Annotated in this window: 23 protein-coding genes and 1 pseudogene; 14 read left to right on the forward strand and 10 right to left on the reverse strand. The window is 70.7% G+C overall.

Translation table 11 applies throughout. The features are described from left to right. Nucleotides 1-22 precede the first annotated feature (22 nt). Complete coding sequence (locus AB0I51_RS13875) at nt 23-316, reverse strand: muconolactone Delta-isomerase family protein (protein ID WP_362974636.1); 294 nt, start codon at nt 314-316, stop codon at nt 23-25. Between the two features lie 32 nt (nt 317-348). Continuing rightward, nucleotides 349-1,632, reverse strand: coding sequence for an activator-dependent family glycosyltransferase (locus tag AB0I51_RS13880; protein ID WP_362974638.1), 1,284 nt, complete (start codon nt 1,630-1,632; stop codon nt 349-351). A 342-nt stretch (nt 1,633-1,974) separates the two neighbouring features. On the opposite strand from AB0I51_RS13880, the gene AB0I51_RS13885 reads away from it, so the two are divergent. From AB0I51_RS13885 to AB0I51_RS13900, 4 genes are all read left to right on the forward strand, one after another. Further along, complete coding sequence (locus tag AB0I51_RS13885) at nt 1,975-3,174, forward strand: class I SAM-dependent methyltransferase (protein WP_362974640.1); 1,200 nt, start codon at nt 1,975-1,977, stop codon at nt 3,172-3,174. A gap of 141 nt (nt 3,175-3,315) precedes the next feature. After that, a complete protein-coding gene (locus AB0I51_RS13890) occupies nt 3,316-6,291 on the forward strand; it encodes a DEAD/DEAH box helicase (protein WP_362974642.1) in 2,976 nt (991 codons plus the stop codon). Continuing rightward, on the forward strand, nt 6,288-7,109 hold the full coding sequence (locus AB0I51_RS13895; protein ID WP_362974644.1) for a hypothetical protein: 822 nt from the start codon (nt 6,288-6,290) through the stop codon (nt 7,107-7,109). Before AB0I51_RS13890 ends, AB0I51_RS13895 begins: the two co-directional genes overlap by 4 nt. Before the next feature lie 99 nt (nt 7,110-7,208). Next, nucleotides 7,209-7,517 (forward strand): antibiotic biosynthesis monooxygenase family protein, encoded by a 309-nt coding sequence (locus AB0I51_RS13900; RefSeq protein WP_362974646.1) that lies wholly within the window; start codon nt 7,209-7,211, stop codon nt 7,515-7,517. Between the two features lie 58 nt (nt 7,518-7,575). On the opposite strand, the gene AB0I51_RS13905 is transcribed toward AB0I51_RS13900, so the two are convergent. Then, nucleotides 7,576-8,388 carry an AfsR/SARP family transcriptional regulator gene (locus tag AB0I51_RS13905; protein WP_362974648.1) on the reverse strand — a complete coding sequence of 271 codons (813 nt, stop codon included), beginning with the start codon at nt 8,386-8,388 and terminating at the stop codon, nt 7,576-7,578. Nucleotides 8,389-8,659: 271 nt separating this feature from the next. Between AB0I51_RS13905 and AB0I51_RS13910 the strand changes: the two genes are divergently transcribed. Next, on the forward strand, nt 8,660-10,009 hold the full coding sequence (locus tag AB0I51_RS13910; RefSeq protein ID WP_362974650.1) for a carboxylesterase family protein: 1,350 nt from the start codon (nt 8,660-8,662) through the stop codon (nt 10,007-10,009). Nucleotides 10,010-10,021: 12 nt separating this feature from the next. Here the strand turns inward: AB0I51_RS13910 and AB0I51_RS13915 are convergent, their stop codons facing one another. The 5 genes from AB0I51_RS13915 to AB0I51_RS13935 are packed head-to-tail and all read right to left on the reverse strand — an operon-like array spanning nt 10,022 to nt 15,441. Beyond that, nucleotides 10,022-11,128 (reverse strand): phenazine antibiotic biosynthesis protein, encoded by a 1,107-nt coding sequence (locus AB0I51_RS13915; RefSeq protein ID WP_362974652.1) that lies wholly within the window; start codon nt 11,126-11,128, stop codon nt 10,022-10,024. Beyond that, a complete protein-coding gene (locus tag AB0I51_RS13920) occupies nt 11,125-12,540 on the reverse strand; it encodes an MmgE/PrpD family protein (RefSeq protein WP_362974654.1) in 1,416 nt (471 codons plus the stop codon). The genes AB0I51_RS13915 and AB0I51_RS13920 overlap by 4 nt, the downstream gene beginning before the upstream one ends. Beyond that, nucleotides 12,537-13,373, reverse strand: coding sequence for a cyclase family protein (locus AB0I51_RS13925; RefSeq protein WP_362974656.1), 837 nt, complete (start codon nt 13,371-13,373; stop codon nt 12,537-12,539). Before AB0I51_RS13925 ends, AB0I51_RS13920 begins: the two co-directional genes overlap by 4 nt. Beyond that, nucleotides 13,370-14,248 (reverse strand): CoA ester lyase, encoded by an 879-nt coding sequence (locus tag AB0I51_RS13930; RefSeq protein ID WP_362974658.1) that lies wholly within the window; start codon nt 14,246-14,248, stop codon nt 13,370-13,372. The genes AB0I51_RS13925 and AB0I51_RS13930 overlap by 4 nt, the downstream gene beginning before the upstream one ends. Further along, complete coding sequence (locus AB0I51_RS13935; RefSeq protein ID WP_362974660.1) at nt 14,245-15,441, reverse strand: CoA transferase; 1,197 nt, start codon at nt 15,439-15,441, stop codon at nt 14,245-14,247. Before AB0I51_RS13935 ends, AB0I51_RS13930 begins: the two co-directional genes overlap by 4 nt. A gap of 261 nt (nt 15,442-15,702) precedes the next feature. On the opposite strand from AB0I51_RS13935, the pseudogene AB0I51_RS13940 reads away from it, so the two are divergent. From AB0I51_RS13940 to AB0I51_RS13960, 5 genes and pseudogenes are all read left to right on the forward strand, one after another. Then, nucleotides 15,703-16,137 (forward strand): annotated as a pseudogene (locus AB0I51_RS13940) (alpha/beta hydrolase-fold protein); the annotation flags it as partial. A 323-nt stretch (nt 16,138-16,460) separates the two neighbouring features. Next, complete coding sequence (locus AB0I51_RS13945) at nt 16,461-16,604, forward strand: hypothetical protein (RefSeq protein ID WP_362974694.1); 144 nt, start codon at nt 16,461-16,463, stop codon at nt 16,602-16,604. A gap of 46 nt (nt 16,605-16,650) precedes the next feature. Further along, a complete protein-coding gene (locus tag AB0I51_RS13950) occupies nt 16,651-17,214 on the forward strand; it encodes a YbhB/YbcL family Raf kinase inhibitor-like protein (protein ID WP_362974690.1) in 564 nt (187 codons plus the stop codon). 253 nt (nt 17,215-17,467) lie between these two features. Further along, a complete protein-coding gene (locus AB0I51_RS13955) occupies nt 17,468-19,153 on the forward strand; it encodes an MDR family MFS transporter (RefSeq protein WP_362974662.1) in 1,686 nt (561 codons plus the stop codon). 448 nt (nt 19,154-19,601) lie between these two features. Beyond that, complete coding sequence (locus AB0I51_RS13960) at nt 19,602-20,786, forward strand: histidine kinase (protein ID WP_362974664.1); 1,185 nt, start codon at nt 19,602-19,604, stop codon at nt 20,784-20,786. Here AB0I51_RS13960 and AB0I51_RS13965 read toward each other — a convergent pair. Continuing rightward, a complete protein-coding gene (locus AB0I51_RS13965; RefSeq protein WP_362974666.1) occupies nt 20,716-21,324 on the reverse strand; it encodes a response regulator transcription factor in 609 nt (202 codons plus the stop codon). The two genes, AB0I51_RS13960 and AB0I51_RS13965, sit on opposite strands and share 71 nt — an antisense overlap. A gap of 191 nt (nt 21,325-21,515) precedes the next feature. Further along, nucleotides 21,516-22,157 (reverse strand): PadR family transcriptional regulator, encoded by a 642-nt coding sequence (locus AB0I51_RS13970; protein ID WP_362974692.1) that lies wholly within the window; start codon nt 22,155-22,157, stop codon nt 21,516-21,518. A 198-nt stretch (nt 22,158-22,355) separates the two neighbouring features. Here AB0I51_RS13970 and AB0I51_RS13975 point away from each other — a divergent pair, with 198 nt between their 5' ends. From AB0I51_RS13975 to AB0I51_RS13990, 4 genes are all read left to right on the forward strand, one after another. Continuing rightward, nucleotides 22,356-23,129, forward strand: a complete 774-nt coding sequence (locus AB0I51_RS13975) for a cyclase family protein (RefSeq protein WP_362974668.1) — start codon at nt 22,356-22,358, stop codon at nt 23,127-23,129. Nucleotides 23,130-23,329: 200 nt separating this feature from the next. Next, nucleotides 23,330-24,601: a beta-ketoacyl-[acyl-carrier-protein] synthase family protein gene (locus AB0I51_RS13980; RefSeq protein WP_362974670.1), complete on the forward strand. Its 1,272-nt coding sequence runs from the start codon at nt 23,330-23,332 to the stop codon at nt 24,599-24,601. Beyond that, on the forward strand, nt 24,598-25,842 hold the full coding sequence (locus AB0I51_RS13985) for a ketosynthase chain-length factor (protein ID WP_362974672.1): 1,245 nt from the start codon (nt 24,598-24,600) through the stop codon (nt 25,840-25,842). Before AB0I51_RS13980 ends, AB0I51_RS13985 begins: the two co-directional genes overlap by 4 nt. 79 nt (nt 25,843-25,921) lie before the next feature. Further along, a partial coding sequence (locus tag AB0I51_RS13990; protein WP_362974674.1) for an acyl carrier protein occupies nt 25,922-26,269 on the forward strand: 348 nt, incomplete at its 3' end.

The following is a 26,269-nucleotide window of genomic DNA, read 5'->3' on the forward strand; positions in this document are numbered from 1 at the left end:
TTCCGCCCCACCACCGGTGCGTTCAGTCGGCGTAGCGGGTGGAGTGGAAGGCGCCGGGTTCGGCGAGCGGGATCACCTCGAAGGTGAGATGGGGGCTCAACGGGTTGTCGTAGAGGTGGCCGAGGAGTTCCTCGTGCGACTCGACCTCGTAGACGAGCAGGCCGCCCGCCGCGCCGACACGGACCCAGTTGTGTTTGATCACGCCCTTGTCCACCAAGGACTTGGTGTAGGCGAATCCCCGGGGGAGCCGGGCGCGGAACTCGTCTCCGCTGATGCCTCGCGGAGCCTGTGTGGCCAGAACGGCGAACAGTGCCATGACGGTGTCTCTCCTCCTGAGTGCGGTACGGGCTAGCCGACTGGTCGCGCGGCGAGTCGCTCCAGTTCGGGGACGACGGCGGCCGGGCTCGGCTGGGCGGCCATCGCGTGCCGGAGTCGCTCGGCGCCGTCGGCGTAGGCGGGCTTCGTCAGCAGGTGCTCCACCGCGTCGCGCAGCGCAGTGGGGGTCAGCCGGGCGGGTGGCAGGAACAGGCCCGCGCCCAACTCCTGGGTGCGCACGGCGCGGTAGACGTTGTCCCACATGGAGGCCAGCATCAGCTGGGGTACTCCGTGGACCGCGGCGGTCGACCAGGTGCCGGCGCCGCCGTGGTGCACGATTGCCGCGCAGGTGGGCAGCAGCACGTCCAGCGGTGTGAAGTCGACCACCCGGGTGTTGGGGGGCACCGATGTGAGCTGCTCCCGGTCGGCCGCGTCCAGGATGGCGACCACTTCCGCGTCGAGATCGGCGACCGCCTCGAAGAAGTCGCCCACGGTCACCGCCCGTCCGTCGGGCGAGTCGATGGTGCGTACGCTCAGCCCCTTGGTCAGACAGACCCGTGGCCGCTCGGGATCCTGTCGCAGCCACGGCGGGACCACGGCGGGAACCGGCCCGTTGTACGGCACGTGGCGCAGGGGGACGGTGTGCTGCCCGGGGGCCAGCCGCAGTTCGGGCGGCATCTGCTCGATGCGCCACAGTCCTCGGGCCACCTTCTCGGTGAAGTCCCGTCCGTGGCGGTTGAGTTGACGGGTCAGCCAGTCCCGCAGCGGATCGGCCCCCGGCGCGCTGCCGGGATCCGTCCCCGCGTGCCGGAGGTGGTCGAGGAGGGCGTCCCGCATGTGCGCGAAGAGGTCGGGCCCCCACAGCAGCCGGGCGTGGGGTACGCCGGTGACGTGCGCGGCGACGGCCCCGGCGAAGGTGAACGTCTCCCAGACGACGAGGTCCGGACGCCAGGTGCGGCACAGCGCGACGAGGTCGTCGACGGTGCGGTCGCTGCCGACGCGGGAGTAGAAGGCGTCGGTGAGCAGCGCGCTGCTGGTGCGCAAGAACTCCAGGCCGTCGGGTCCGGTGGCGTCCCGGCGCAGGTCCCGGCCCTCGTGGTGGGCGTAGATCAGCGGCCCCTGCCGGGCCATGACGCGAGCGAGGTCGGGGTCGTCGCCCACCGGCACGGCGGTGAGCCCCGCGGCGGTGACGCCGCCGATCAGGGATGGTTGTGCGGCCACCCGCACCTCGTGGCCCGCGGTCCGCAGAGCCCACGCCAGCGGCACGCAGCCGTTGAAGTGCGCATCGAGTGGCGGCACGGTGATCAGAACGCGCATCGGGTCCCTCTTCGCCGGTGTTCCGGAAACCCGTCCAGACTCGCCGGGGGCACTTGAGCGCGCCTGGATTCCCGGCAGGGCCGATGCCCGTACACCGATTTCCCGTTCATTTCACATGTCTTCGCGACCGTTCGGATTTGACAGCCGCAATTAATTCTGTTCTCGGAATGGATAACTCGCACCGGCTTGACTTTTTGTAAAAACCTGCTCCGGGTCGCCCCGCGGAATAACCGGGCACATTGTCCGGATCTTTTCGGTCGTCGAGCTGCACTCGAGCCGCCCTCCCTAACGTCGCCGCCGCCCCATGGCGGGGCCGACCACCCGAACGACGAAGGAGCACCCGTGCCGACGGACGCCACCACCGCCCTGGAGACCACCCTCATCCGCCTGTCGGAGCGCTCGGACGCGGACATCGCCGCCGGCCTCGCCGAACTCGGCGTGGCCCGCTGCGCCGAGACACTGCTGCGTGAGACCGCCGACCGGGCCCGTCTCTTCCCCGAGCCCGCGGCGAAGACCCCGGTGGCGGTACGGCTTCGGCTGGGCGAGGAGCAGTCGGCGTACACGATCACGCTGGGCGGCGGCACCGGGGAGGTGGCGCAGGGAGCGGACGAGGCGGTGCGGGCTCGGCTCACCCAGGACCTGGTCGAGTTCCTGCGCGCCGTCTACGGGACACCGGGCCGGCACGACGCCACCCGTGAGCTGCTCGTCACCGAGCCCGACCGACCCGTGCTCGACCCGGCCGACCCCGACCACGCGGAACGCGCCGCCGCCGTGACGGCTCTGTACCAGCTGGTCGGCGCACTCTCCCGGCCGCACCGCTCGCTGAACGAGCTCGCCGTGCGCTTCCGGTCCGACAAGTGGGGCGGGCACTGGTACACACCCCACTACGACCGCTACTTCGCGCCGCTGCGGGACCAGGCCGTCAACCTCCTGGAGATCGGTATCGGCGGCTACGACGATCCCGACCAGGGCGGGGCCTCGCTGCGTATGTGGAAGCACTACTTCCCGCGCGGCACGGTGCACGGCCTGGACGTCTACGAGAAGCGCGGCATCGCCGAGCCCCGGCTGGAGCCGCTGCTCGGTGACCAGTCCGACGCCTCGTATCTGGCGGCCCTGGCCCTGGAGCGGGGCCCCTTCGACATCGTCATCGACGACGGCAGCCACCTCAACGACCATGTGCTGACCTCCTTCCGCGCGCTGTTTCCACAGGTGCGGCCCGGCGGTCTGTACGTGATCGAGGACACCCAGACCGCGTACTGGCCGGGGTGGGGCGGCAACGAACGGGACCTGAACGACCCGGCCACCTCCATGGGGTTCGTCAAGGCGCTGGTCGACGGGCTCAACCACCAGGAGCGCACCCCGGTGGGCGACGCGGGCCCTTCCCCCGCCGCGCACTGGGAACGGAGCATCGGCGCGGTGCACGTCCACCACAACCTGGTCGTCGTGGAGAAGGGCGTGAACACCGAGCAGGGCGCCCCCTCCTGGGTTCCGCGCGATGTCGACCCGCGCAGCTGGTACACGGCGCCGGAACGCGGCGAATAATTTCGGCCATGGACCGCCGCCGATGTATATTCCGGCGGCGGTTCCGTCATGTCGACCACTCCGGCGTGTTTATCCTGGATTCCCGTGTGCACTGCGCGTCGGCCCGTCGGCGTCTCGTATTCCGAAAGACAGGACCACCGGATGGATGTATTGGAAACCCCCGGATTTCCCGGCCTTTTGCAGGCGACGTTCGTACCGGACGCCGAGCTGCCGGGGCAGGGGCGCATGGCCTTCTGGGGTACGGCGGACCCGGCGGCGGACGGCGTGGCGGCGGGTCTGCTCGGCCGGGCGGACGACACACGGGCCCTCGACCGGCTGCCCACACTGCTGCCCCGTGACGGCCGGCTGGTCGACGCGGACGTGCCCGCACTGCTGGTGCCGCTGAGCGAGGTACTGCGCACGCTGGCCCACCTCGTGCCGGGGGAGGACGACGCCCGGCTCGGCCGGTCGGTGTACGCCTGGTCGGTGGCCGCGCGCTGGGCCCTGGAACACGTGGTCGCCGGGCACACGATTCCCTTCCTCCGCCCGGCGGCGGATGCGCGGACCCTGGCGCACTGGCGTGTCGAACCGTCCGGCGACCCCCGTCTGGACACGCTCGCCGAGGCATTGCCGGGGGCGGCGCACGCGCTGCGGCTGACGGGACCGTCCGACGCCGGAGCCGTCGTCACCGACTGTCCCGTCGGTGACCGGGTCTGGTCGGCGCGGGCACTGCTGGGTGCCTTCGGCGACGCCGTGGCCGACGCATGTGTACGGGCGGCTGCCCCGGCGGCCGTGGCCCGGACCCCGGAGGCCGGTGGCGCCCGTGCGTGGATCGCCGCGTTGACCGGGGACCGGGCGGAGACAGCGCATCCCGGTTCTTCCTCCGTCGATGCCGTCGGACGGTGGGTGGCCGCCGCCGCGGGTGAGCGCGTCGTGGGCCGGCTGTGTCTGCGGCTGGGGCTGCCGGACGGGCCGGACGCGCCCTGGCCGTTGACCCTCCATCTGCAGGCCGCGGACGAGCCCGCGCTGTTGCTGCCCGCGCAGCGGGTGTGGAGCAGCCGGGCCTCGGCGATACCGCTCGGCGACCGCCTCCTGGACCATCCGCAGGAGACACTGACCGCGTCGCTCGCTGTCGCCGCCCGCTGGTTCCGGCCCGTGGCCGTCTGCCTCGGCGAGGCGCGGCCCGCCCAGGTGCGGCTCACCCCCGTGGAGGCCGCCGACCTGTTCGGCGACGCCGGCAACGACCTCCGCAACGCGGGGATCGAGGTGATCGTCCCGCGGGAACTGGCCGACGGTGACCGTTTGCTCGGGCCCCGGCTGCGCGTCGGGTCCCGTCGTGGCGGCAGGCGTGGGGACACCGCCGGGACCCGGCACCGTACCGTCACCTACCGCTGGGAGGCGGTGGTGGGCGACGAGGTCGTGACCGCGGACGAGGTGGCCGAACTGGCCGCGCGCGGGGAACCGTTCGCGCTGTGGCGCGGTTCGTGGGTACGGGTCGACTGCGAGCGCGTTGCCGAACTGGCCGCCCTGGTGGGTCGGACCGGACGGCTGTCCACGGCTGAGGCCCTGTCCGTCGCCTTGTGCGGCCGGCACCGTACGGAGGAGTTCGGCGACGTGTCCGCGCTGGCCGAGGGTTCGGTCGCCGAGCTGGTCGGCCGCCTGCGCGAGGCGATCGCGAACGAGGAGCCCCGACTCGCCGGTGTGCACGCCGACCTGCGCGACTACCAGAAGCGCGGCGTCGCCTGGCTCCAGTCGCTGACCGAGCTGGGTTTCGGTGCCCTGCTCGCCGACGACATGGGCCTCGGCAAGACCCTCCAGACCATCGGCCTGCTCGCCGGACGGCCCCGCGAACGGCCCCAACTCGTCGTCTGTCCCACCTCGGTGGTCAGCAACTGGTGCCGCGAGGCGGCTCGTTTCGCCCCGGACCTCGATGTCGTACGGCATCACGGGCCCCAACGGGCCACCCGCCCAGAGGAGTTCACCCCCGGCACGGTCCATGTGACCAGTTACGCGCTGTTGCGTCTGGACGCCGAGCTGCTGACCTCGGTCGACTGGGATCTGGTCGTGCTCGATGAGGCCCAGCAGATCAAGAACCAGGCGGCACAGACCGCACGCACCGCGTACCGGCTGACGGCGCAGGCTCGGGTGGCCCTGACGGGCACCCCGGTCGAGAACCGGCTCTCCGAGCTGTGGTCGATCATGCACTTCGCCAACCCGGGCCTGCTCGGCTCGCACCACCGCTTCAAGGAGCAGCTCGCCGTACCCATCGAGCGCGACGGCGACACCCGCTCCGCCGAGCGGCTGCGCACCGTCACCGCGCCGTTCATGCTGCGGCGGATGAAGAGCACGGTCGTCGACGAACTGCCCGCCAAGCTGGAGTCCACGGTGTCGTGCGACCTGACCGCAGAGCAGACGGACCTGTACCGGGCCGCGGTGGACGAGGCGTTCGGCACGGGCGAGGAGGGGTTGGGCACCGGCATCCAGCGGCGGGGCAACGTTCTGCGGCTGCTCACCCACCTCAAGCAGATCTGCAACCATCCGGCCCAGTACCTCGGCGCACAGGACACCGGCGCAGGGCAGCTCGCCGGGCGTTCCGGCAAGCTGGAGCGGGCCACCGACATGCTCGGCGAGGTGGTGGCGGCGGGCGAGCGGGCGCTGGTGTTCACCCAGTACCGGGTGATGGGCGACCTGCTGGCGAGCCACCTGTCGGCGCAACTCGGCCTGGACCGCGTCCCGTTCCTGCACGGCGGGACCTCGCCGGAGCAGCGGGACCGGATGGTGCACGCCTTCCAGGAGGACGACGGCGCACCGCCGTTGCTGCTCATCAGCCTCAAGGCGGGCGGCTTCGGCCTGAACCTGACCCGCGCCTCACATGTGATGCACTACGACAGGTGGTGGAACCCTGCCGTCGAGGACCAGGCCACGGACCGCGCCCACCGCATCGGCCAGACCAAGACCGTGCTGGTGCACAAGCTGGTCACCGCCGACACGTTCGAGGAGCGCATCGACGCGCTTCTGCGGAGCAAGCGTTCGCTGGCCGACGCCGTCGTCGGCACCGGCGAGACCTGGCTGACCGAGCTGGACGACGAGGCGCTGCGCGCTCTGGTCCGGCTCGCCGACTCGGGAGACAACGTATGAGCCCGGCCACCGGCCGCAGCACGATCACCCGCGAGCGACAGCAGACCTTTGGCGCGACCTGGTCGAGCAGGCGCTGGATCCGGGCCCTGGAGTCGCTCGGTGCCACCTACCCCAACACCCGTCTGCCCCGCGGCCGTTCGCTGGCCCGCAACGGCGCCGTGCAGGGCTTGCAGGTCAGCCCGGGCGAGGTGACCGCGAGGGTCGGGCAGGGAGGGCGCACCTACCGGGTGACGCTCAACCTGCCCGTGTTCACCGACGAGGAGTGGGAGGCGGCGGTGCGTGCCCTCGCGGGTCAGCTCCAGCACGCGGCCGGTCTGCTCCAGGGCCGGATGCCGGAGAGCATCGACGAGACCTTCGGGCAGGTGGGGCTCACCCTGTTCCCCCGGCGCGGTGAGTTCTCGTCGGAGTGCGGGTGCCGCGACACCGGTGTTCCGTGCGTCCACGGTGCGGCCGTGCACTACACGTTCGCCGGTGCCCTTGAGGACAACCCCTTCCTGCTGCCCGCACTGCGCGGCCGCAACCGGGAGGAACTGCTCGCCGGGCTCCGTGCGGCACGCAGCGCACCGTTCGGCGAAACACCGGCCGGCCCCGCCGAACTCTCCGCCGACGAGGGCTTCTTCGCCGGTGGTGACCTGACCGGGGTGGCACTGCACCCGCTGCCGCCCGTCGCCCCGGACCGGATGGTGCGCAGACTCGGTCCGCCACCGGACGGCGACGAGGCCGACACCGAGGCGCTCGCCGAACTGGTGCGGCGGGCCGCCGGGTACGCCTGGGGAATCCTGAGCGGCGACGAGGAGCAGCGGGCGGAGGGCGGCTGACCTGCCGGGACGGGCCGGGCTTTCGAGCCCCGGTCGAGCCGACGGGGCGACGATGGCACCTGCGGATCCCGCCCACGCCCAGGAGGAGGCAACCCCCAGGTGATCACCTTTGTCAACCGCTTCGATGTGCACGGCTCCACGGTGGAGTTCGAGCGCGTCTTCGACGAGACCTCGCGGTTCTTCAGCGCCCGGCCCGGCTTTCTGCGGCACCGTCTGCTGCGCCATGCGGACCGGCCCGGCACGTACGTCAACATCGCCGAGTGGGCGAGCCGGGAACACTTCCAACAGGCCGTTTCCCACCCGGAGTTCGCCCCGCACGCGCGGGCCCTGCGGGAACTGAGCACCAGCGACCCCAACCTGTACGTCGGCGTTCTGGAGCGCACCATGGCGGACCGGACGCAGACATGACGGAACCGCTGTCCGGCCGGCCGGTACCGGCCGGCCGGACAGCGGTGTGGCACGGTCGTCAGCCTGCGAGCAGCGGGCTGGGGCGGCCGGGATCGCCGGTCTCCGACTCCCCGTTCAGGATGGACTGGTGCAGCCGCTGGAGCCGGGCGCCCGGTTCGATGCCGAGCTCCTCGCCCACACTGCGGCGCAACCTGCGGAACTCCTCCAGCGCCCGCCAGGTGCTGCCCGCCCGGTGGAAGGCCGTCATGAGCTGGGCGCTGAGGTTCTCGTTCAGCGGGTGGCGGGCTGTGAGCACCCGCAGTTCCGGGATGAGCAACGCCTGTCGGCCCAACCGGAGTTCTGCCGTGATGCGCTGCTCCAGCACCTGCATCCGGGTCTCCTCCATGCCGATGGCCTCCAGCTCCAGGACCGTGCCCCGGGGCACGTCCTCCAGCGCGGGTCCGCGCCAGATGTCCAGGGCCCGGGCCAGTAGGTCCGCGGCCACCGGCGGATCTCCGGCCTCCAGCGCGACGGCGCCGCGCAGGGCCAGGTCCTCGAAGTCGTTCAGGTCGTGCTCCTCGACGACGGCAGCGAGCCGGTAGCCCCCGAAGGACATGCCGAGGACGTCCTTCGGGGACGCCGCGCAGTCTTCGGGCAGCGCTCTGGCGATGGCTCGCCGCAGGTGGAGTATGTACGTCTGAAGGGTGGTCGAGGCGCTGCGGGGCGGGGAGTCCGCCCACAACTCCTCCATCAGGGTCGCCACCGGCACGGCACGTCCCGCCCGCAGCGCCAGGAGGGCGAGGACCTGCCGGGGCTTTCCGGCCGTGGGGACGATCGAGCAGCCGCCCAGTTCGGCGTGGAGCGGGCCGAGGACACCGAGTTGCATCCGCATGAGTGGACCCTTCGTGTCGTCTCGTAATCACAGACGATCGGAGCGTGTCATCCGGGGCACGGGCGTTGAAGGGCGTACCGCATCAATGCCCCCGTGAATCCTGCATGGTCGCCCTGGGCATTCGTCTCCGCCTTCCGCATGAGCGCCACCCGCCGTGAAGAGCACTCGAACTGTGCTCGACGAGCTGTTGAGCGGGAGTCGAGTGCGCGCTGTGAGCATCTGCCGGGCGGACGTGCCCAGCCGGCACCGTCGATCCTTAGGAGCACCGGCGATGAGTGACCTGACAGTTGAGACGTCATCCGGACCGGTTCACGGATTTCTGGACCGAGATGTGCCGAACTGGCGCGGTGTGCCGTACGGAAGGATCGAGCGGCGGTTCCGCCCCGCGGTCCCGGCGCCGCCGGGTGGCCCCGGCGAGACGACCAGGTGGGGGCCCATCAGTTGGCAGGTGCCGATCTTCTCGGGCATGTCGTGGCAGGTCGTGTACGAGGACGCGGTCGAGCAGGAGGACTGCCTCAACCTGAACATCTGGTCGCCGGCCGCCGACGGCCAGGCCCGGCCGGTTCTGGTGTGGCTGCACGCCGGTGGCCACGTGTACGGCAGCGGCAGTTCGCCGTCCATGGACGCGTGGGTCTACGCGGCCCGTCATGATGCGGTCGTCATCACCGCGAACTACCGGCTGGGGCCGTGGGGTTGGCTGTATCTCGGAGACCTCGACCCGGGCTTCGGCGACAGTGCCAACCTGCCCGTCCTCGACCAGATCCTGTTGCTGCAGTGGATCCGTGACAATGTCGGCCGCTTCGGCGGCGACCCCGACAACGTGTGCGTCTTCGGTGTGTCCTCGGGCGGATCGGACGTGGGCACGCTGTTGGGCGCTCCCGCCGCCCGGGGCCTGTTCCACAAGGCCGCCCTCTACAGCGGGAACGCCGAGTCTCTCGTGACGAGGTCCGAGGCGGTACGCCGTGCCGAGCGGTTCATGGCCGGGGCGGAGTCGTTGGCGGCCACTCCGTCGGCGCTCGCCGCCGTGCCGAACGTGGCGCTCCGGCACATCCATCGGCGGCTCCTCAAGAGCGACGGGCGAGTGCACTACGGGCCCTTCGTCGACGGGACGGTGGTGCCCCGGCCGCCGCTCGAGTCCGTCGCCGACGGGCTCATGGCCGACGTCCCCACGCTGGTCTCGGTCACCGCGGACGAAGCCAGGGCGTACGACATCTACTCGTCGGACATGGTCGATCAGATGTACGCGGCCCGGTCCGGTCCGGATCCCGCCGCGGACCACGACGAGAAGATCGAGTTCCTCACCGAGAAGGTGTACTACGAGCCGGCCGAACGTCTGCTCACGGCGGCGCACCGGGCCGGCGGCCGGGGCTGGTGGCAGACGTTCGACTACAGCCCCACCGTCTCGCCGATCGCCCAGAACCCGCTCTTCGCCGGAAAGGCGGTGCACGGCGTCGATCTGCCCACGCTGTTCATCGATCCACACGGCTCGGAAGGCACCGATGTCGACCGCGCGGTGGGCGCCGAGCAGCAGGCCGCGCTGATGGGACTGGCGAGGAACGAACAGCCGGGTTGGGCACCCTGGTCCCCCGCACAGCCCACTCGGCACCGGATCGAGCCGTAGGCGGGGCTCGGTTCAGTAGATGCCCTCGATCACGCGCTCGCCGCCGAACGTGTCGACGGGCTTCGGGCCGGCCACCGAGTCACCGATCTGACCGGGCCGGCCCGGAACCCGGACGGCGCTGTCCCGTTCGAGGTTGTTGGGCAGGAACATGCCCTTGCTGATGTGGTTCATCACGACCTGCCCGCGCTCGCCGTACGCGACGGGCCGCCGGGTCCCGGGGTCGACCACGCGGAAGGTCACCACGGGGCTGCGCGGGTCGTAGGTGATGTCCGTGTCGGCACCGAGCCCGTCACGTTCCCTGGCTCCCTCCAGGATCAGTGCGCTGTTGTACCTGCTGATCAGCCTGACGTCCGGGAAGTACTCATGGGCGAGCTGGAACCGCTCGTCCACGGTCATGTGGGCGCCGCCCCAGAACACCACATCGATCTTGGAGTTGATCAGCTCGGCGAGCCGGGGGCGACCCGCGCACGCCCGCAGCAGCGGTGGAGTGGTCACCAGCATGCCGACGTGCTGGCTCTCCAATACGTGCCCGATCTGGTCCAGCACATGCTCGACGTACGCCTTGACCTCGTCGTTCTTGCCCTGGCTGATCAGCTTCTTGACCCATCGCGGGTCGATGTCGATCGCGAACTTGAGCGTGTTCTGCCGCGCGACGACCCAGTCGTACTGGGAACCGATCTTGTGCGGCCCGGTCGGTGCCGCCACCAGGATGTTGGTCGGCTCCCGTCCGGCGAACACCGGGCCGGCGAGCATCCGGTCGAGTGCCGCCTCGATCCAGTCCGGCATCAGGATGACCCGCTTCGGCGCGCCGGTGGTGCCGCCTGTCTCGAAGACCTTCGGCATCGGCGGGTTGGGTCCGTAGCCGCGGGGGATCAGATCCTCGACGGCGATGTGCCGCAACTCGTCGACGACGTTGGGGAACAGCGCCAGGTCCTCGTAGCCGCGCACGTCGTGCAGCGGGTCGAAGTCGAGCTTCTCGGCCCGCCTCAGCCAGAAGGGGGACCCGGTCTCGGCGCCGAAGTGCCATGCGAGGGCGACCCTGAGGTAGTCGTCGGGGTCGGTCGGATGGATCGCGGGGTCCAGTGCCGCCCATTTCGGGTCCGCGCTGAGTCCGGTCACGGAGTACCTCCTAGCAGTTGCATGGTCGGTCGGACATCCGGGGCCCCGGCCAGTCGACGGATCTCGTGGCTGATCGACGCCGCGGTCGCTGGGTCGTAACGGGTCCGGGCGTTGAGCGAGAACTTCAGGTCCAGCTCACCGTCGGTCAGCGGCCGACCCGGTCCGCCCCGATTGCTGAGGCAGGCCACCTGCTCGGTCCGGCCGTCCGCGAGGTGCGCGGTCACCCTGGCCGGCAGCTGGTCGGGGAAGATCCTGGTGCACTCCGGGTCGGCGTGGCACCGCACTTTTCGGGCCAGGTCGAGCACGTCGGGACGACGGACCGCCAGGTCGGTGAAGTCGCCGACGTAGGCACCGAGACCGCCGCCGCCGACCAGTGCGGCGGCGAGGGCGTACGGGCCGGAGAACGCCGCCGCGTAGCCGGTCGTGGGGGCGGCCTTGTCGGCCGCCGGTTCGGCGATCGTGCGCAACACCGGTTCCGCCACGCCGAGTTCGATGGCGAGCACGTCGCCGGGCTTGACGCCCCGGCGCCGCAGCTCGATCGCGGCGTCGATGGCGGTGTGGATGAAGTGGTTGCACGGATAGGGTTTGACGTGCACCTGGTCGGCGTGCCAGCGGTCGCCGAGTTCGGCGGTGACCCGCTCCGGTCGTGCGCGCCCGCCGCAGAACGCCCGGAAGAAGCCGAAGCGTCCTTCGAGTACCGTGGGCGGCCCGGTGAGCCCGGCGACCGCCAGTTGGCCCGCGGTGACCCCGCAGTGCGCCGCCCACCCGGTCTGTATCCGTTTGACCGTACCGCCGGTCCGGTTGGCCTCGATCAACCCGCTGGACATGCTGGCCGCGATGCCTCCGGCGGCTGCGATCGTGGCGGCGTCACCGGCCAGCAGCATCGCCGCCGCCACGCCCGACCCCACTGCGCCGCAGATGCTGGTCGCGTGCTGGCCCCGGTCGAAGAAGATCGAGTTCCGCCGCTCCTCGTCGTATCCGGCCATGCCCAGCCGGATGCACACCTCGGTGCCCACCGCGACGGCGTCCAGCAGACGCGGGCCATCGGCTCCGGTGGCCTCGGCGACGGCCAGCGCGGTGGGGACGATCGACGCGCTGGGATGCAGCACCGACGGCAGGTGCGTGTCGTCGTAGTCCATGCAGTGCGCCAGCGTGCCGTTGACGAAGGCGGCCGAGGCGCTGGGCATGCGCTCGTCGTGTCCGATCACGGTGGACTCGGGCAGCACCCCCCATCGGCGGGTCACGGCGAGCACCGTGTGCAGGACGGGCTGCGCCGAGCCCAGGACCATGACGCCCACGGTGTCCAGCACGGCCCGCACGGCCACCTCCCGCCGCCTCGCCGGCAGGCCCTCTCGCGCCGCGTGCTCGGCGAAGTCGGCCACGTCGTCGATGAGTCCCCGGATCCCGCTCATCGGTCGCCGCTCACCAGGGCGAGCGGGCGCAGCGGCGAGCCGGTCGCGCCCACGATGTTCAACGGTGCCAGGACGAACGCGAACTCCGCCACACCGCGGTCCGCGAGTTCGCCGAGCCGGAGGTGCTCGATGATGTGCGTGCCGTGCTCGACGAGCAGGATCCGGTGCACCGGCAGGGTGGCGTGACCCCGGCCAGGATGCACCTGTTCGAACGCCGAGGTGTCCGCGCCGGCCGCCAGGATTCCGTGCCGGACCAGCCACTCCGCGGCGTCCGGGGTGATGCCGGGCACGCCGGACTCGATCCCGAGGTAGCGCCGGGGGTCCGACCACAGGGTGCTCCAGCCGGTGTTGACCAGGCAGACCCCGCCCCGCCGCGGACGCACCGCCGCCTGTTCCGCGGCCGCGGTCAGATCGTCCGCCGTGATCCCGTAGCCGCCGGGAAGGCGCTCCACGCCGTGCAGTCCCGCCACGTCCAGCAGCACACCGTGGCACAGCCCGGGCCGGATCGCGTCGACACCGTGGACCGTGAACGAGCCCCCGGTCTGGGCCGACGCGGCGTCCACGCCGCCGTGCACCATGCCGTCCTGGGACACATGGGCGAGCGCGTCGATGTGCGTGCCGACGTGACCGCCGGTCACGATCACCTCGTTGGCCGCGGATCCGCCGTCCTCCCGGACCATGTCCCCGTGACGCCGCGACAGCACCATGCGAAATCCCGGGTGGTTGGGCGAGCAGGGCATGCCGTCGGCCAGCGGCTGGGCGAGGTCGATCGTCTCGACACCGGCCGCCAGCGCGGCCAGCAGCGGGTCGGTCCGCTCCGAAGTGGCTGTCACGTCGCATTCCCCACCAGGTCCAGGGCGTTGGCCAGCCGAAGGGTCTGCCGTGCGCTGGCGACCGCGGGCGGGCCCACCATCTTCCCCTTGCTGTTGATCACGATCGACCGGTTCTGTTCCTTGGCGAGCGCGGCTGCGGCGCAGATCTCCATCGCCTCCTCGATCTCGTGCTGCTGCGGGGTGTACACGTGGTGGATGATCGGCACCTGCGAAGGGTGGACGGCCATACGCCCGATGAAGCCGAGCCGCTTGCCGTGGATGCTCGTGGCGAGCAGTCCTTCCGGGTTGCGCGGGTCGGGGAAGACGCTCTGCAGCGGGTTCGGCAGGCCGACGGCCCGGGAGACGATGATCACCCGAGTCCGGGTGGCGTCCATGGTGGCGCCGTCCATGTCGGCGTACAGATCCGCCCGGAGGTCGGACTCGCCAAGCCCCAGCATGCCGACCGACGGTGAGGCGGTGGCGAGCTGGTAGGCGTTCTCCAGCCCCCTGGCCGTCTCGACGAGCACGTGGATGACGGCCGGGCTGTCCGCCTCCCGCAGCAGCTCCGCCACCTGCCGGATCTCGCCGGGCCACTCGGTCTTCGCCAGTCGCACACCGGTGAGACCGACCCCCGCCACGGCCGCCACGTCCTGCTCGCACAGCGTGGAGCGCATCGAGTTCAGGCGTACGAAGGTCGGTTTGGGGGTGGGCACCGACGTGATGGCTGCGGCCGTTTCCCGGGCCAGGGGCTTCTGCAGGACCGGAACGGCGTCTTCGAGATCGATGATCACGGCGTCCGCCTCGGACTCGTACGCCCGCGCGATCCGGTCCGGCTGATGGCCCGGCACATACAGACAGCTCCGGTAGACAGGGTGCGTCACCTGCGCGTCGCTCATTTGCTCGCCGCCTCCTTCCATGGGTGCGGTAGCAGTTCCTCGGTGTGTTCGCCGAGGCGGGGGCCGGCCCACCTGATGCTTCCGGGTGTCCGCGACAGCCGGAACGGCACCGTCGGCATGGCCACCGTGCCCAGATCGGCGTCGGGCACCCGGGCCACCAGCGACCGCGCCTGGAACTGCGGGTCCTCGGCGATGTCGTCGACCTCGTAGATGGGCGCCACCGCCGCCTGGGCCCGCTCGAACTCGGCCAGTACGGCGTCGCGGTCGTGCACCGAGACCCAGAGCTGAACCGCCTCGTCGATGGTCTCGCGGTGCTCGGCGCGGCCGGAGCCCTGTGCGAACCACGGCTCGTCGCACAGCTCGGGCCGGCCCACCAGGCGCATGACCCGCTCGGCCACCGACACCGCCGGTGCCGACACCGCCACCCACCGGCCGTCCCGGCACCGGTACACGCCACGCGGCGCGTTGTTGTTCGACCGGTTGCCCAACCGGGCGGGCTTGACGCCGAGTTGGTCGTACTCGGTGAGCTGGGCGCCCAGGGAGCTGATCAGGGTCTCGGTGATCGCGACGTCCGCGGTCTGTCCATGGCCCAGCAGGTCACGGGCGCGCAGTGCGATCAGAGTCGCGCAGGCGGCGTGCAGGCCGGCGATGGCGTCGCCCAGCGGGAACGGGGGAAGCAGGGGCGGTCCGTCCGGTTCGCCGGACATGGCCGCCAGGCCGCTCATCGCCTCGGCGAGCGTGCCGAAACCCGGCCGGTCCCGGTACGGCCCGTCCTGGCCGAACGCGGTGACCCGGGTGAGGACCAACCGCGGGTTGGTCTCGGTGAGCAACTCCGGGCCCAGCCCCCACCGTTCCAGCGTGCCGGGCCGGAAACTCTCGATGACGACATCGGCACCGGCCGCCAACTCCAGGAACTGTGCCGCGTCTTCGCTGTCGGCGAGGTCGAGCACCACACTTTTCTTGTTGCGATTGAAAACCTTCCACCACAGCGGGACGCCGTCCCGCGACCGGCCGAACCTGCGGAACGGGTCGCCCGACGGGTGCTCGACCTTGATCACCTCGGCACCGAAGTCGGCCAGCAGCCGGGCGGCAAAAGGCCCGGCGAGCAGAGTGGACACGTCGAGGACTTTGATTTCGGCCAACGGAAGTCGCGTATCCGTCACAGGGCACCCTCTCGACCTGGCGAAGGACATGGTCCAGTGGGCCCGATCCTCGCCATGCCGACTATGGCTGGGCTCGAGGATGCGTCGAGCGCGGGTAAAGCCGCCGGTTGGGGCGGCCCGACGGGAGCGCGCGACGTGCTCGATCGTTTGCTCACGGCAACACCCTGGCAATCGATATGCCCGTTATCTGCCTGTGCGAGTCATCGCGGTTCCGGTGTATAAGAATCCAGGCCGGTCACGGCGTCCCGTCGGGAATCGGCGGCACCGTCCTGGTATCTGGGGGTATCACACATGTTGGGCGATGGCGACCTGGTCGCCTGTGAGTTGAGGATCGGCGGGAGGTACCGCCGCTTCACGATCCGGCTGCCGCACACGGCGTCGGAGGACCGGCCGATGTCGCTGGTGCTCGTGCTGCACGGCAACCAGTGGAACGTCACCGGCCAGGTCATGCGCGAGTGGACGACGTTCGACAGGCAGTCCGACGTGTGGGGTTTCGCGGTCGTCTACCCGGACGGTCTCGGTGGGGGCTGGGCCGACGGCCGCGGTGTCACGGGGTCCGACGCGACGGGTGTGGACGACGTGGCCTTCCTCCGAACGATCATCGACTGGTCGGCCGACCGGTACGGCACCCCGGCCGATCGGGCGGTGGTGGCGGGAATGTCCAACGGCGCGTTCATGGCCCACCGGTTGGCGCTGGAGGCGGGCGACCGGGTGGCGGTCGTGGCGGCCATAGCCGGGGGGCTGCCCGCGGCCCTGCTCGACACTCGGCCGACGCACGCCGTGTCCGCGTTGCTGATCCACGGCACGGCGGACCTGATCTCACCGATCGGCCCCGGACACTCCCGACGCCGCGGACCCAGGGGCCGCCTGCGCGGCCGAACACTGTCGCTCCACGAAACGGCCGAGCACTGTCGCTCCACGAAACGGCCGAGCACTGGCGGGCCACGAACCGGTGCCTGCCCGAAGCGGCCGAGACCCGAACCACGGAGCTCTCCAGCCGCGCCCTCGCCGAGGGCGGTGTCGGGGGCACCCAGGTCGTCGCCTGGACCGTGTTCGGCGGCGGCCACAACTGGCCGGGGGCGCCCATCAGATCCGAGTGGGACGAACCGACCACCCAGGAGTTCGACGGCGCCGAGGAGATCTGCCGTTTCGCCGAACCCCTGCTCGCCTCCGCCGCCGCCCGGCGGCTCTGACCCCACCTGGCAATCGTCACGAACAAGAGAGAAACACATGGCAGTCATGGGCAAATTACTGAAGAACAAGCGAGCGGGGCAGGACGGCCTCGCCTGGAACTCACCGAACCTGGCAAGCAGGAAAACGTTCGCGCTGAGCAGTCCCGACTTCGCGAACGAGGCGACGATCCCGACCGTCCACGCCGGGAAGCGGCTGGGCGGCAAGGATCTGTCACCGGCTCTGACGTGGGACGCGGTCCCCGCCGGCACGGCACAGCTGCTGCTGGTCATCGAGGATCCCGATGCGCCGACGGCCTTGCCGTACAACCACGGCATCGCCTTGCTCGACCCCTCGGTGACCGGACTCGCCCAGGGTGATCTCGCCGCCGAGAACCCCGTCGACGGTGTGCGTCTGCTGAGTTCCGGCTCGCGCCGCGGCTACCTCGGGCCGGCACCGATCAAGGGCCACGGCCCGCACCGTTACGTCTTCCAACTCTTCGCGCTGGCCGCCCCGTTGAAGGTCGGAAAGAGCAACACCGTGCCGGACTCCGCCAAGCCGCGCGACGTGCTGGCCGCCGCCGTCGACGTACTCGCACGCGGTCGCCTCGACGGCTTCTACGAGCGCGTCTGACCCGACGCCGGATCCGCTCCCTCTTCTGGAGGAGCGGATCCGGCGTCGATCTCCGGGGCCGGGAGCCGCCCCGGCACCGGTGAAGCAAACGGATGCTCCTCGGATGCCGGATGCCGGATGCCGGATGCCGGATGCCGGATGCCGGAGGGGAGCGGGACTGGCCACGCCGACCGCCGACTGCGCGCAGTCGACCGGGATCGCCGGCGGCCGACTCACACAGTCCAACCGCGCTCGACCTGAAGAGAGTTGCACCATGGCTGACCGCACCGCCGTCCAGAACTCCGAGTCACAACCGGCCGCGTTGACCCATCGGCAGATCCTGTACATCGTGTCCGGCCTGCTCATGGGCATCTTCCTGATCGCGATGGAACAGACGGTCGTCGCGACCTCGATCCGCGTCATCGCCGACGACTTCGGGGGCTACTCGCAGCAGGCATGGGTCACCACCGCATATCTGGTCACCTCGACGATTGTCACGCCGTTCTACGGCAAGCTGTCCGGCGTCTTCGGGCGCAAGCCGTCCTATCTGTTCGCCGTCTCGGTCTTCATGGCCGGCTCGGTCGCCTGCGCGTGTGCGACGTCGATGTACCAACTCGCGGTCTTCCGGGCCGTGCAGGGCATAGGCGCGGGTGGACTGAGCGTGCTGGCGTTCACCATCCTCGGAGAGATCGTCGCACCCCGGGAACGCGCCCGGTACCAGGGCTACTTCCTGGCCGTGTTCACCGGCTCGAGTGTCCTCGGACCGCTCATCGGTGGTTTCCTCTCGAACTCGCACACCATCGCCGGCATCACCGGCTGGCGCTGGGCCTTCCTGATCAACGTGCCGCTCGGTCTCGTGGCCATGGCCGTGGTGTACAAGGTCCTGAACATCCAGCAGGCGCGCCGCGACGGCGTGCGCATCGACTGGACCGGCGGCATGGTCCTCACCGTCACATTGGCCCCGGCACTCGTCGTCGCCCAGTTCGGCCAGGAGTGGGGCTGGGGATCAGTCCGGTCCGTCACCTGCTTCCTGGTGTTCGGCGTGGGCACCCTCGCCTTCCTCTGGATCGAGAAGCGGATGACCGAGAACGCGTTGCTGCCGCTGCGCATCTTCCGGAATCCACGGTTCTCCCAGGGCACCGTTCTCGCCTTCATCCTCGGCGCGCTGGTGCTCGCCCCGTTCAGCCTGGTGCCGCAGTACTTCCAGGTGGTGCTCGGCGCCGGACCGACCCGGGCCGGCGTCCTGCTCCTGCCGATGATCACCGGTACCATCGCGGGCGCGCTGACGTCGGGTCAGATCATCTCCCGCACCGGTCAGTACCGTGTGCATTCGCTTGTCTCCGCGATCGTCACGATGCTCAGCATGTTTCTCCTGTACGCCGTCGCAGGGACGGAGAACCTGCTGGTGCTGCTGCCGGTGACCTTCGCGTTCGGGCTCGGCATCGGCTGCTTCAGCCAGCCGATCACCCTGGTGATGCAGAACATCCTTCCGGCCCGGGACCTGGGCGTCTCCACGGCGGCTGCCACGTTCTTCCGGCAGATCGGGGGCACCGCAGGCGTGGCGGTGCTGCTCTCGATCTGGTTCGCCCTCGCACCGACGGCCATCGCGCACCGTGTGAACTCCGCAGTCCAGCACCCTGCCTTCCGTCAGGAACTGGCCCGGGCCGCGAACGAGACGACCGACCGCTCGGCCCGGCAGCTCGTCACGGCGCTGAACTCCGGGAACACCGGCGCGGCGCAGGACGTGGTGCACAACACCTCCGTACTGCAGACGCTGCCTGATTCCGTCTCCTACCCGCTCAGGCAGGCATTCGCCGAATCGATGGGCACTGTCTTCCTCGTCGCGGCGGGTCTCGCCGCAATCGGTCTCGTCGTCCTGGCCTGCTGGAAGCCGGTGCCGCTGCGCGCGAAGGCCGGTGCACAGGAGGCCGCCAAGGAACGAGCGGCAGCCGAGGGCTAGAGGGTGGGCGCGACCCTCGGCCGCATCGGCGACCCGCCGTCGGCCAACCGCGTTTCCCGGCCAAGCTGTCGGGTCCGGTTCGGCTTCCTTTCGCACCGGCCGTGCAACGCCTCCCGGATCGGAAGGACGGCGACCTGTCGCCGGCGAAGTCCACATCAGACGCGACGGAGATCCTCGCAATGAGAATGCAATATCAGTAGGTCACGACCGCCCGTGAATGGAGACTTTGGGACTCTCGCCCTGGACCCCAAACGGAAGCGCGTATTTCTACCCCCACGACCGCCACCGGAAACTGCCCGTCCTTCACGGCCTGACAAAATCCCCGGTGAGCCCTCTCTCCGGGTCACCACGGGATTTGGCCATGGGGTGTATGTACGCGGCACTGACAACTCGTTCAATATTGTCCGTAACGGTGATGGACGTATGGACGGGGAGACTTGTGCAAGGCTTGGACGCGGAATCCGCAGCCGTATGGAAGGCGGTACTCGTCACCGCTGCACTGCAGTGCGGAGTGGTCCTGATCGGCCTGTCCGCACTGCTCGGCACGACTGCCCCGGTCACCGCGCTGGTGGCCTGGGCCGCGTTCCGGCCACCGGCGACGACCCTGCAGGCCCTCCACACGCTGCACAGCTCCGCAGAGGTGTGGCGGCGCTGGTGCTGGACCGGGCTGACCGCGCAGGCGGCTCTTTCCTGTCTGCCCGTGCTGGCCTGGGGCGTCGAGTGGCCCGCCGTGGCCGGATTCGCGGCCGGGTCGGCCGCGATGATCGGCGGTTCCGCCCTCACCGCGGCGTTCACCGTGCTCAGGACGGCCACCTGGCCGACGTTGCCGCACGGCGGGCCGACGCTCTACCAGGCCGCCTCCGTCGCCGTGGCGACCGGCGCCGTGGCCCTCGGGGCGATGGCGTTCCTGCGCATGGCCCGGCGGCTGCGGCGGATGGACCGTGCGCGAGACATCGAGGTGCGGGCCGCCACCCACCAGGAGCGGATGCGCATCGCGCGCGACCTGCACGACCTGGTGGCGAGCCGACTCACCATGGCCACCCTGCGCGGCGAGCTTGCCGTGCGGCGCCTGGACGGGCGGGACGAGCGCGCCCACGCCGAGCTGCGTGACGCCATCGCACTCACCCGGGACGCCCTGACCGATCTCCGGTCGCTGGCCCACCGGATCCAGGCGCTGTCGCTCTCCGACGAGCTGGAGCAGGTCCACGCCGCGTTGGCCGCGGTGGGTGTGGAAGTGACGATCCGCCGGGAGCGGTGCCGGCTGCCGGTCGAGGTCGAGAACGTGCTCGCGTCGGTGCTGCGGGAAGCGGTGACGAACCTGCTGCGGCACAGCAGGGCGGAGCACTGCCGGATCTCGGTGCGCCGCGAGAACGGCTACGTGGTCCTGGACGTGGCCAACAACGGCGTGCCGCGGGAGCGCCCGGTGTCCTCGCGGCGGCGGGGACTGAGCAATCTCTCCGTCCGGGCGAACACCGTCGGCGGATCATGTACGACGGCCGTGACGCCCGAGGGCTGGTTCCTGCTCAGCGTGGTGTGCCCGGTGGACCGGCACGCCACGGCTCTCACAGCAGCCAGCCCGCTTCCCGGGCGATGCGAACCGCATCGAGACGGCTGCGTGCCCCGAGCTTCGTGATGATGCTGCTCAGGTGGTTGCGGACGGTGCCGGGCGACAACCGCGCCGCGTCGGCGACGTCCCGCACGCTGCGCCCCTCGGAAGCCCAGTGGAGGATCTCCGTCTCCCGGTGCGTGAGCGGGTTGGAGCGGCTCTCCCAGGCGGCCATCATCAGTTCGGGTGCGATGACCCGCTGGCCGCCGGCCACCTTGCGGATCGCGTCGGCGAGCTCGCCGGGCGGGGCGTCCTTCAGCAGATAGCCCTCGATCCGGTGCTCCATCGCCTGCCGCACCGTACCGGGCATGCCGAGGCTGGTGAGCAGCAGGATCCGGCAGGACGGGAGGTGTTCCCGCAGTTGTTCGGCCGCGTCCAGGCCGGTCATGTCCGGCAGCATCACGTCCAGTACGGCGACGTCGGGACGGTGTTCGAGCGACAGGGGCAGCACCGCGCTCCCTCTCCCGGTGTCCGCGACGACGCCGAGTCCGACCTCCGCACTCAACAGGGCCCTCAGGGCTCCCCGTATCAGGTGCTCATCATCGGCGAGCAATACCCGTATCATGTACTTCCCCCAATGCGACAGGAACCGAGATTCAGGTACGTGGGACCGAGTGCATTCATGCGGCCGCGCGAATTTTCCAGAAATTGGTCAATTTTGCGGAACCGATACCTCGAAGGGATTCTCGGACGACTGGATCGAAAAATACGTCGAGGCCGTGACGGGAGCCTTTCGATTTCCCGGAACGCTTACCGTCATCGATCATCCTCCGGGTGCCATTCCCCTGTGGCGTACGGGTTCTCCTGGCCCTCCCTGAGCACGCCCACGAAGGGCTCGCCCTCACCGGTGAACGTGTAGGCACCGCCCTCCATCCGCTCGATCAGGCCCCGGCACCACACGGCCTCCGATTCCGCCGAGCACAGCCACAGGTTCATCACCTCGCCGATATGACCCAGCACGGCGGGACCCTCCTCGGGCATGTAGCGGGCCATGACGGTGGCGTGCCACTTCTCAAGACCGTGCAGCCGCTCCCTGAGCAGGCCGACCGCCTCCTCGCGCGGCAGCTCGACGAGGAAGCCGAGGGCGGCCGTGAGGACGTCCGGCCGCCGGTCGTACGCCCGCAAAGAGGCGCGCAGCAGGGACAGGAACTCCTCGGCGCCCCGCCGCGTGATCTCGTACTCGGTGCGCGGCGGGCCGCCCGCGGTGGACGCCGCGGTCTCGTGCGCGTGCAGCAGTCCCTGCCGGGCCATCTGCTTCAGAGCGTGGTAGACGGACCCGGGCTTGGCGTTGGACCACTCGTGGGCGCCCCAGTACTCGAGGTCGCCCCGCACCTGGTAGCCGTGTGCGCGGCCGTGCTGCCGTACGGCACCCAGGACGAGGAGCCGGATCGCCGACATCGACTGGTTCCCCTCCCGGTTGTCGTACTTCGACACTCAAGTAATCAACCTTGACTAGGTTACGCACTTCCGACGGTCGACCGCCGCTCAATAAAGAGCACGTCCGCCTCGATCCGGGTTCGAGGCCGGTGGCGCACAGTGACGGCGACATGGTCCGCCCGCCGGGCGGGCCCCTCCTCTGTCAGACCGGAGAGCACCGTGCGCATCATCGACCTGTCCTCCCCGATCGACGCCGACGGGTGGGAACCCGACCCCGTCCGCCACGAGATCATGTCCCCCGCCGAGGGCGCCCGCCACATGAGCGAGGAGATGAAACAGCACTTCGGGCTCGACTTCGACCCGACCGACCTGCCCGACGGCGAACTGCTCTCCCTGGACACGCTGACCCTGACCAGCCACACCGGCACCCACGTCGACGCGCCCTCGCACTACGGCTCGAAGGCGACGTACGGGATCCCCCGGCACATCGACCGGATGCCGCTGGAGTGGTTCCTGCGGCCGGGCATGCTCCTCGACGTCTCCGACGTAGGCACGGGCGTGATCGGCTGCGACCGGATCAAGGCCGAACTCGACCGCGTCGGCCGCGAGCCCGAGCCGCTGGACATAGTGCTGCTGCGCACCGGCGCCGCGCGGCACGCCGGAACCCTCAGCTACTTCACCGAGTTCGCCGGCCTCGACGGGCCCGCCACCGAGTTCCTGCTGGACCTCGGCGTCCGGGTCATCGGTACCGACGCCTGGAGTCTCGACGCGCCCTTCACCGACATGATCCGCCGCTATCAGGAGAGCGGCGACACCTCCGTCCTGTGGCCGGCGCACTTCGCCGGACGGCGCACCGAGTACTGCCAGATCGAGCGGCTGGCCCATCTGGAGGACCTGCCGGGGCCGACCGGCTTCCAGGTCTGCTGCTTCCCCGTGAAGATCAGGAACGCGGGTGCCGGCTGGGCCCGCGCGGTGGCACTCGTGGACGAGTGAGCCGCGCGGGCCGGACTCCGCCGCGGGTCGAGCGGGGTTTGAGGGCACCGGCTCATGGTCGGGTGACAGCAGGGCGCCGGCGGTAGGGGCGCCGAGGTCGCAGGAACGACCCAGCAGAGAGGACGTACCGTGCACACACAGCGCTCCCGCCACTCCCGTCCGGAGACCCGCCGTGCGGCGGGAGGGGTGGGCGGCCCCCGATGAGCAGGCGTGTGGCAGTCACCGGAATCGGGGTCGTCGCCCCCGGCGGGAGCGGCGGGACCAAGCCGTTCTGGTCACTGATGACCGAGGGGCGCACGGCCACCCGCGCCATCTCGCTGTTCGACGCGTCCTCGTTCCGCTCCCGGGTGGCCGCCGAGGTCGACTTCGACCCGGTCGCCTCCGGCCTGCGACCCCAGGAGATCCGGCGCATGGACCGCGCCGCGCAGTTCGCCGTCGTTGCCGCCCGCGAGGCGGTGGCGGACAGCGGACTGGAGCCCGCCCAGCGGGACCCGCACCGCACCGGCGTCACGATCGGCAGCGCCGTCGGTGCCACCATGGGCCTGGACAAGGAATACGCGGTGGTCAGCAACGGGGGTACCGGCTGGCTGGTCGACCACTCCTACGCCGTTCCCCACCTGTTCGACTACTTCGTGCCGAGTTCCTTCGCCAGGGAGGTGGCCTGGGCGGTCGACGCGCAGGGCCCCACCGCCCTGGTCTCCACCGGCTGCACCTCCGGGCTCGACTCGGTGGGGCACGCGGTGGAGATCATCAGGGAGGGCAGCGCGGACGTCATGGTGGCCGGGGCCACGGACGCTCCCATCTCACCCATCTCCGTCGCCTGCTTCGACGCGATCAAGGCGACCACACCGCGCAACGACGACGCGGCCCATGCCTCGCGCCCCTTCGACCGGACCCGCAACGGATTCGTACTGGGCGAGGGCGCGGCCGTGTTCGTCCTGGAGGAGCTCGGGCAGGCCCGGGCCCGCGGGGCCCATGTGTACGCCGAGATAGCCGGGTTCGCCTCGCGCAGCAACGCATATCACATGACGGGGCTGCGCGCGGACGGCGCCGAGATGGCGGAGGCGATCCGCGCCGCCCTCGACGACGCCCGGACCACCCCCACCGACATCGGCTACGTCAACGCCCACGGCTCGGGCACCAAGCAGAACGACCGGCACGAGACCGCCGCGTTCAAGCGCAGCCTGGGCGAGCACGCGCACGACGTTCCGATCAGCTCCGTGAAGTCGATGATCGGTCATTCGCTGGGCGCCATCGGTGCCCTGGAGATCGCCGCCTGCGCCCTGGCCATCGAGCACGGCGTGATCCCCCCGACCGCGAACCTGCACGAGCCGGATCCGGAGTGCGACCTGGACTACACGCCCCTGACGGCGCGTGAGGCGCGGGTCGACACGGTCCTCACGACCGGCAGCGGTTTCGGCGGATTCCAGAGCGCCATGGTGCTCACCCGGCCGGATCGGAGGACCGTATGAGCAGCCCTGCGGCCCCCGTCTTCACCGGCATCGGTGTCACGGCGCCCAACGGGCTGGGCACCGCCGCATGGTGGCGGGCCACGCTGGCGGGTGAGCACGGTATCCGCCCGGTGTCCCGCTTCGACGCCTCGGGCTATGCGGCGACGCTCGCCGGCGAGGTGCCCCGCTACGAGCCCGAGCAGCACCTCCCCAACAGGCTGCTGCCGCAGACCGACCACATGACCCGGCTCGCCCTGACCGCCGCCGACGAGGCGCTGGCCGACGCCGAGGTGGACCCGGGCCAACTGCCGGAGTTCGCCGCCGGCGTGGTCACAGCGGCGTCGGCCGGCGGGTTCGAGTTCGGCCAGCGGGAGCTGCAGGCGCTGTGGAGCAAGGGCGGTCAGTTCGTCAGCGCCTATCAGTCGTTCGCCTGGTTCTACGCCGTCAACACCGGCCAGATCTCCATCCGCAACGGTCTGCGCGGGCCCAGCGGAGTTCTGGTCACCGAGCAGGCGGGTGGTCTCGACGTGGTGGCCCAGGCCCGCCGCCAACTGCGCAGGGGCAGCCTGCTGATGGTGACGGGCGGAGTGGACGGGGCCGTGTGTCCCTGGGGCTGGATGGGGCACCTGGCGAGCGGCCGGATGAGCACCGCCGACGAACCGGAGCACGCGTACCTCCCGTTCGCCGGTGCCGCCCGCGGGCATGTGGCCGGTGAAGGCGGGGCGATCCTGATCCTGGAGGACGCCGCGGCGGCCAGTGCGCGAGGCGCCCGGGTGTACGGCGAACTCGCCGGGTACGCCACCACGTTCGACCCGGCTCCGGACGCGGACGGCGAGCCCGGACTGCGCCGCGCGGTCGAACTCGCCCTGGACGACGCCGGGCTCGGCCCCGGCGACATCGACGTGGTGTTCGCCGACGGCGCCGGGGTGCGGGACCTCGACCGGCAGGAGGCCGACGCGCTGTCCCGCGTCTTCGGGCCGCGGGGCGTTCCGGTGACCGTCCCGAAGACGATGACCGGCCGACTGCTGGCGGGCGGAGCGGCCCTGGACCTGGCGGCGGCGCTGCTGTCGGTCCACGAGGGACTGATCCCACCGACGGTGCATGTGGAGCGGCCCGCCGAGGACTGTCCCGTCGACCTGGTCACCGCCCCACGTCCCGGCCGGGTGCGCGCCGCCCTCGTACTCGCCCGCGGCCACGGCGGGTTCAACGCCGCGACGGTGGTGACCGGGGAGGGCCAGAGCACCCCCGCCCAACACGGCTGACGGCCTCGGCGCAGCCTGCCCGCCGACCTGTGCAGCATCCGAACCACCCCGAAGCACTTCGACCTTGGAGAGGTGTCCCATGGCAGAGATATCCCTTGAGCAGCTGACCGCGCTGCTGCGCGAGTGCGCCGGCGAGGCGGAGGGGGTGAACCTGGACAGCGACGTCCTGGACCTCACCTTCACCGACCTCGGCTACGACTCCCTCGCAATGCTGGAGGTCTCCGGACGCATAGAGCAGGAGTACGGCATCTCACTGCCGGACGAGGTCGTCACCGACGCCCCGACACCGCGCCAGTTCCTGTCGTACGTCAACGAGGGCCTGGGCACGGCGGCCCCGAGACCGGAAAGGCGCGGCTGTACGTCAACGGCCACGAGGCCGGGACCGCGGCCGACGCGACTCCCGCCGAGGCGGCCGGCGCTTTCCAGA

Source organism: Streptomyces sp. NPDC050549, from assembly GCF_040655035.1.
Classification (GTDB): Bacteria; Actinomycetota; Actinomycetes; order Streptomycetales; family Streptomycetaceae; genus Streptomyces.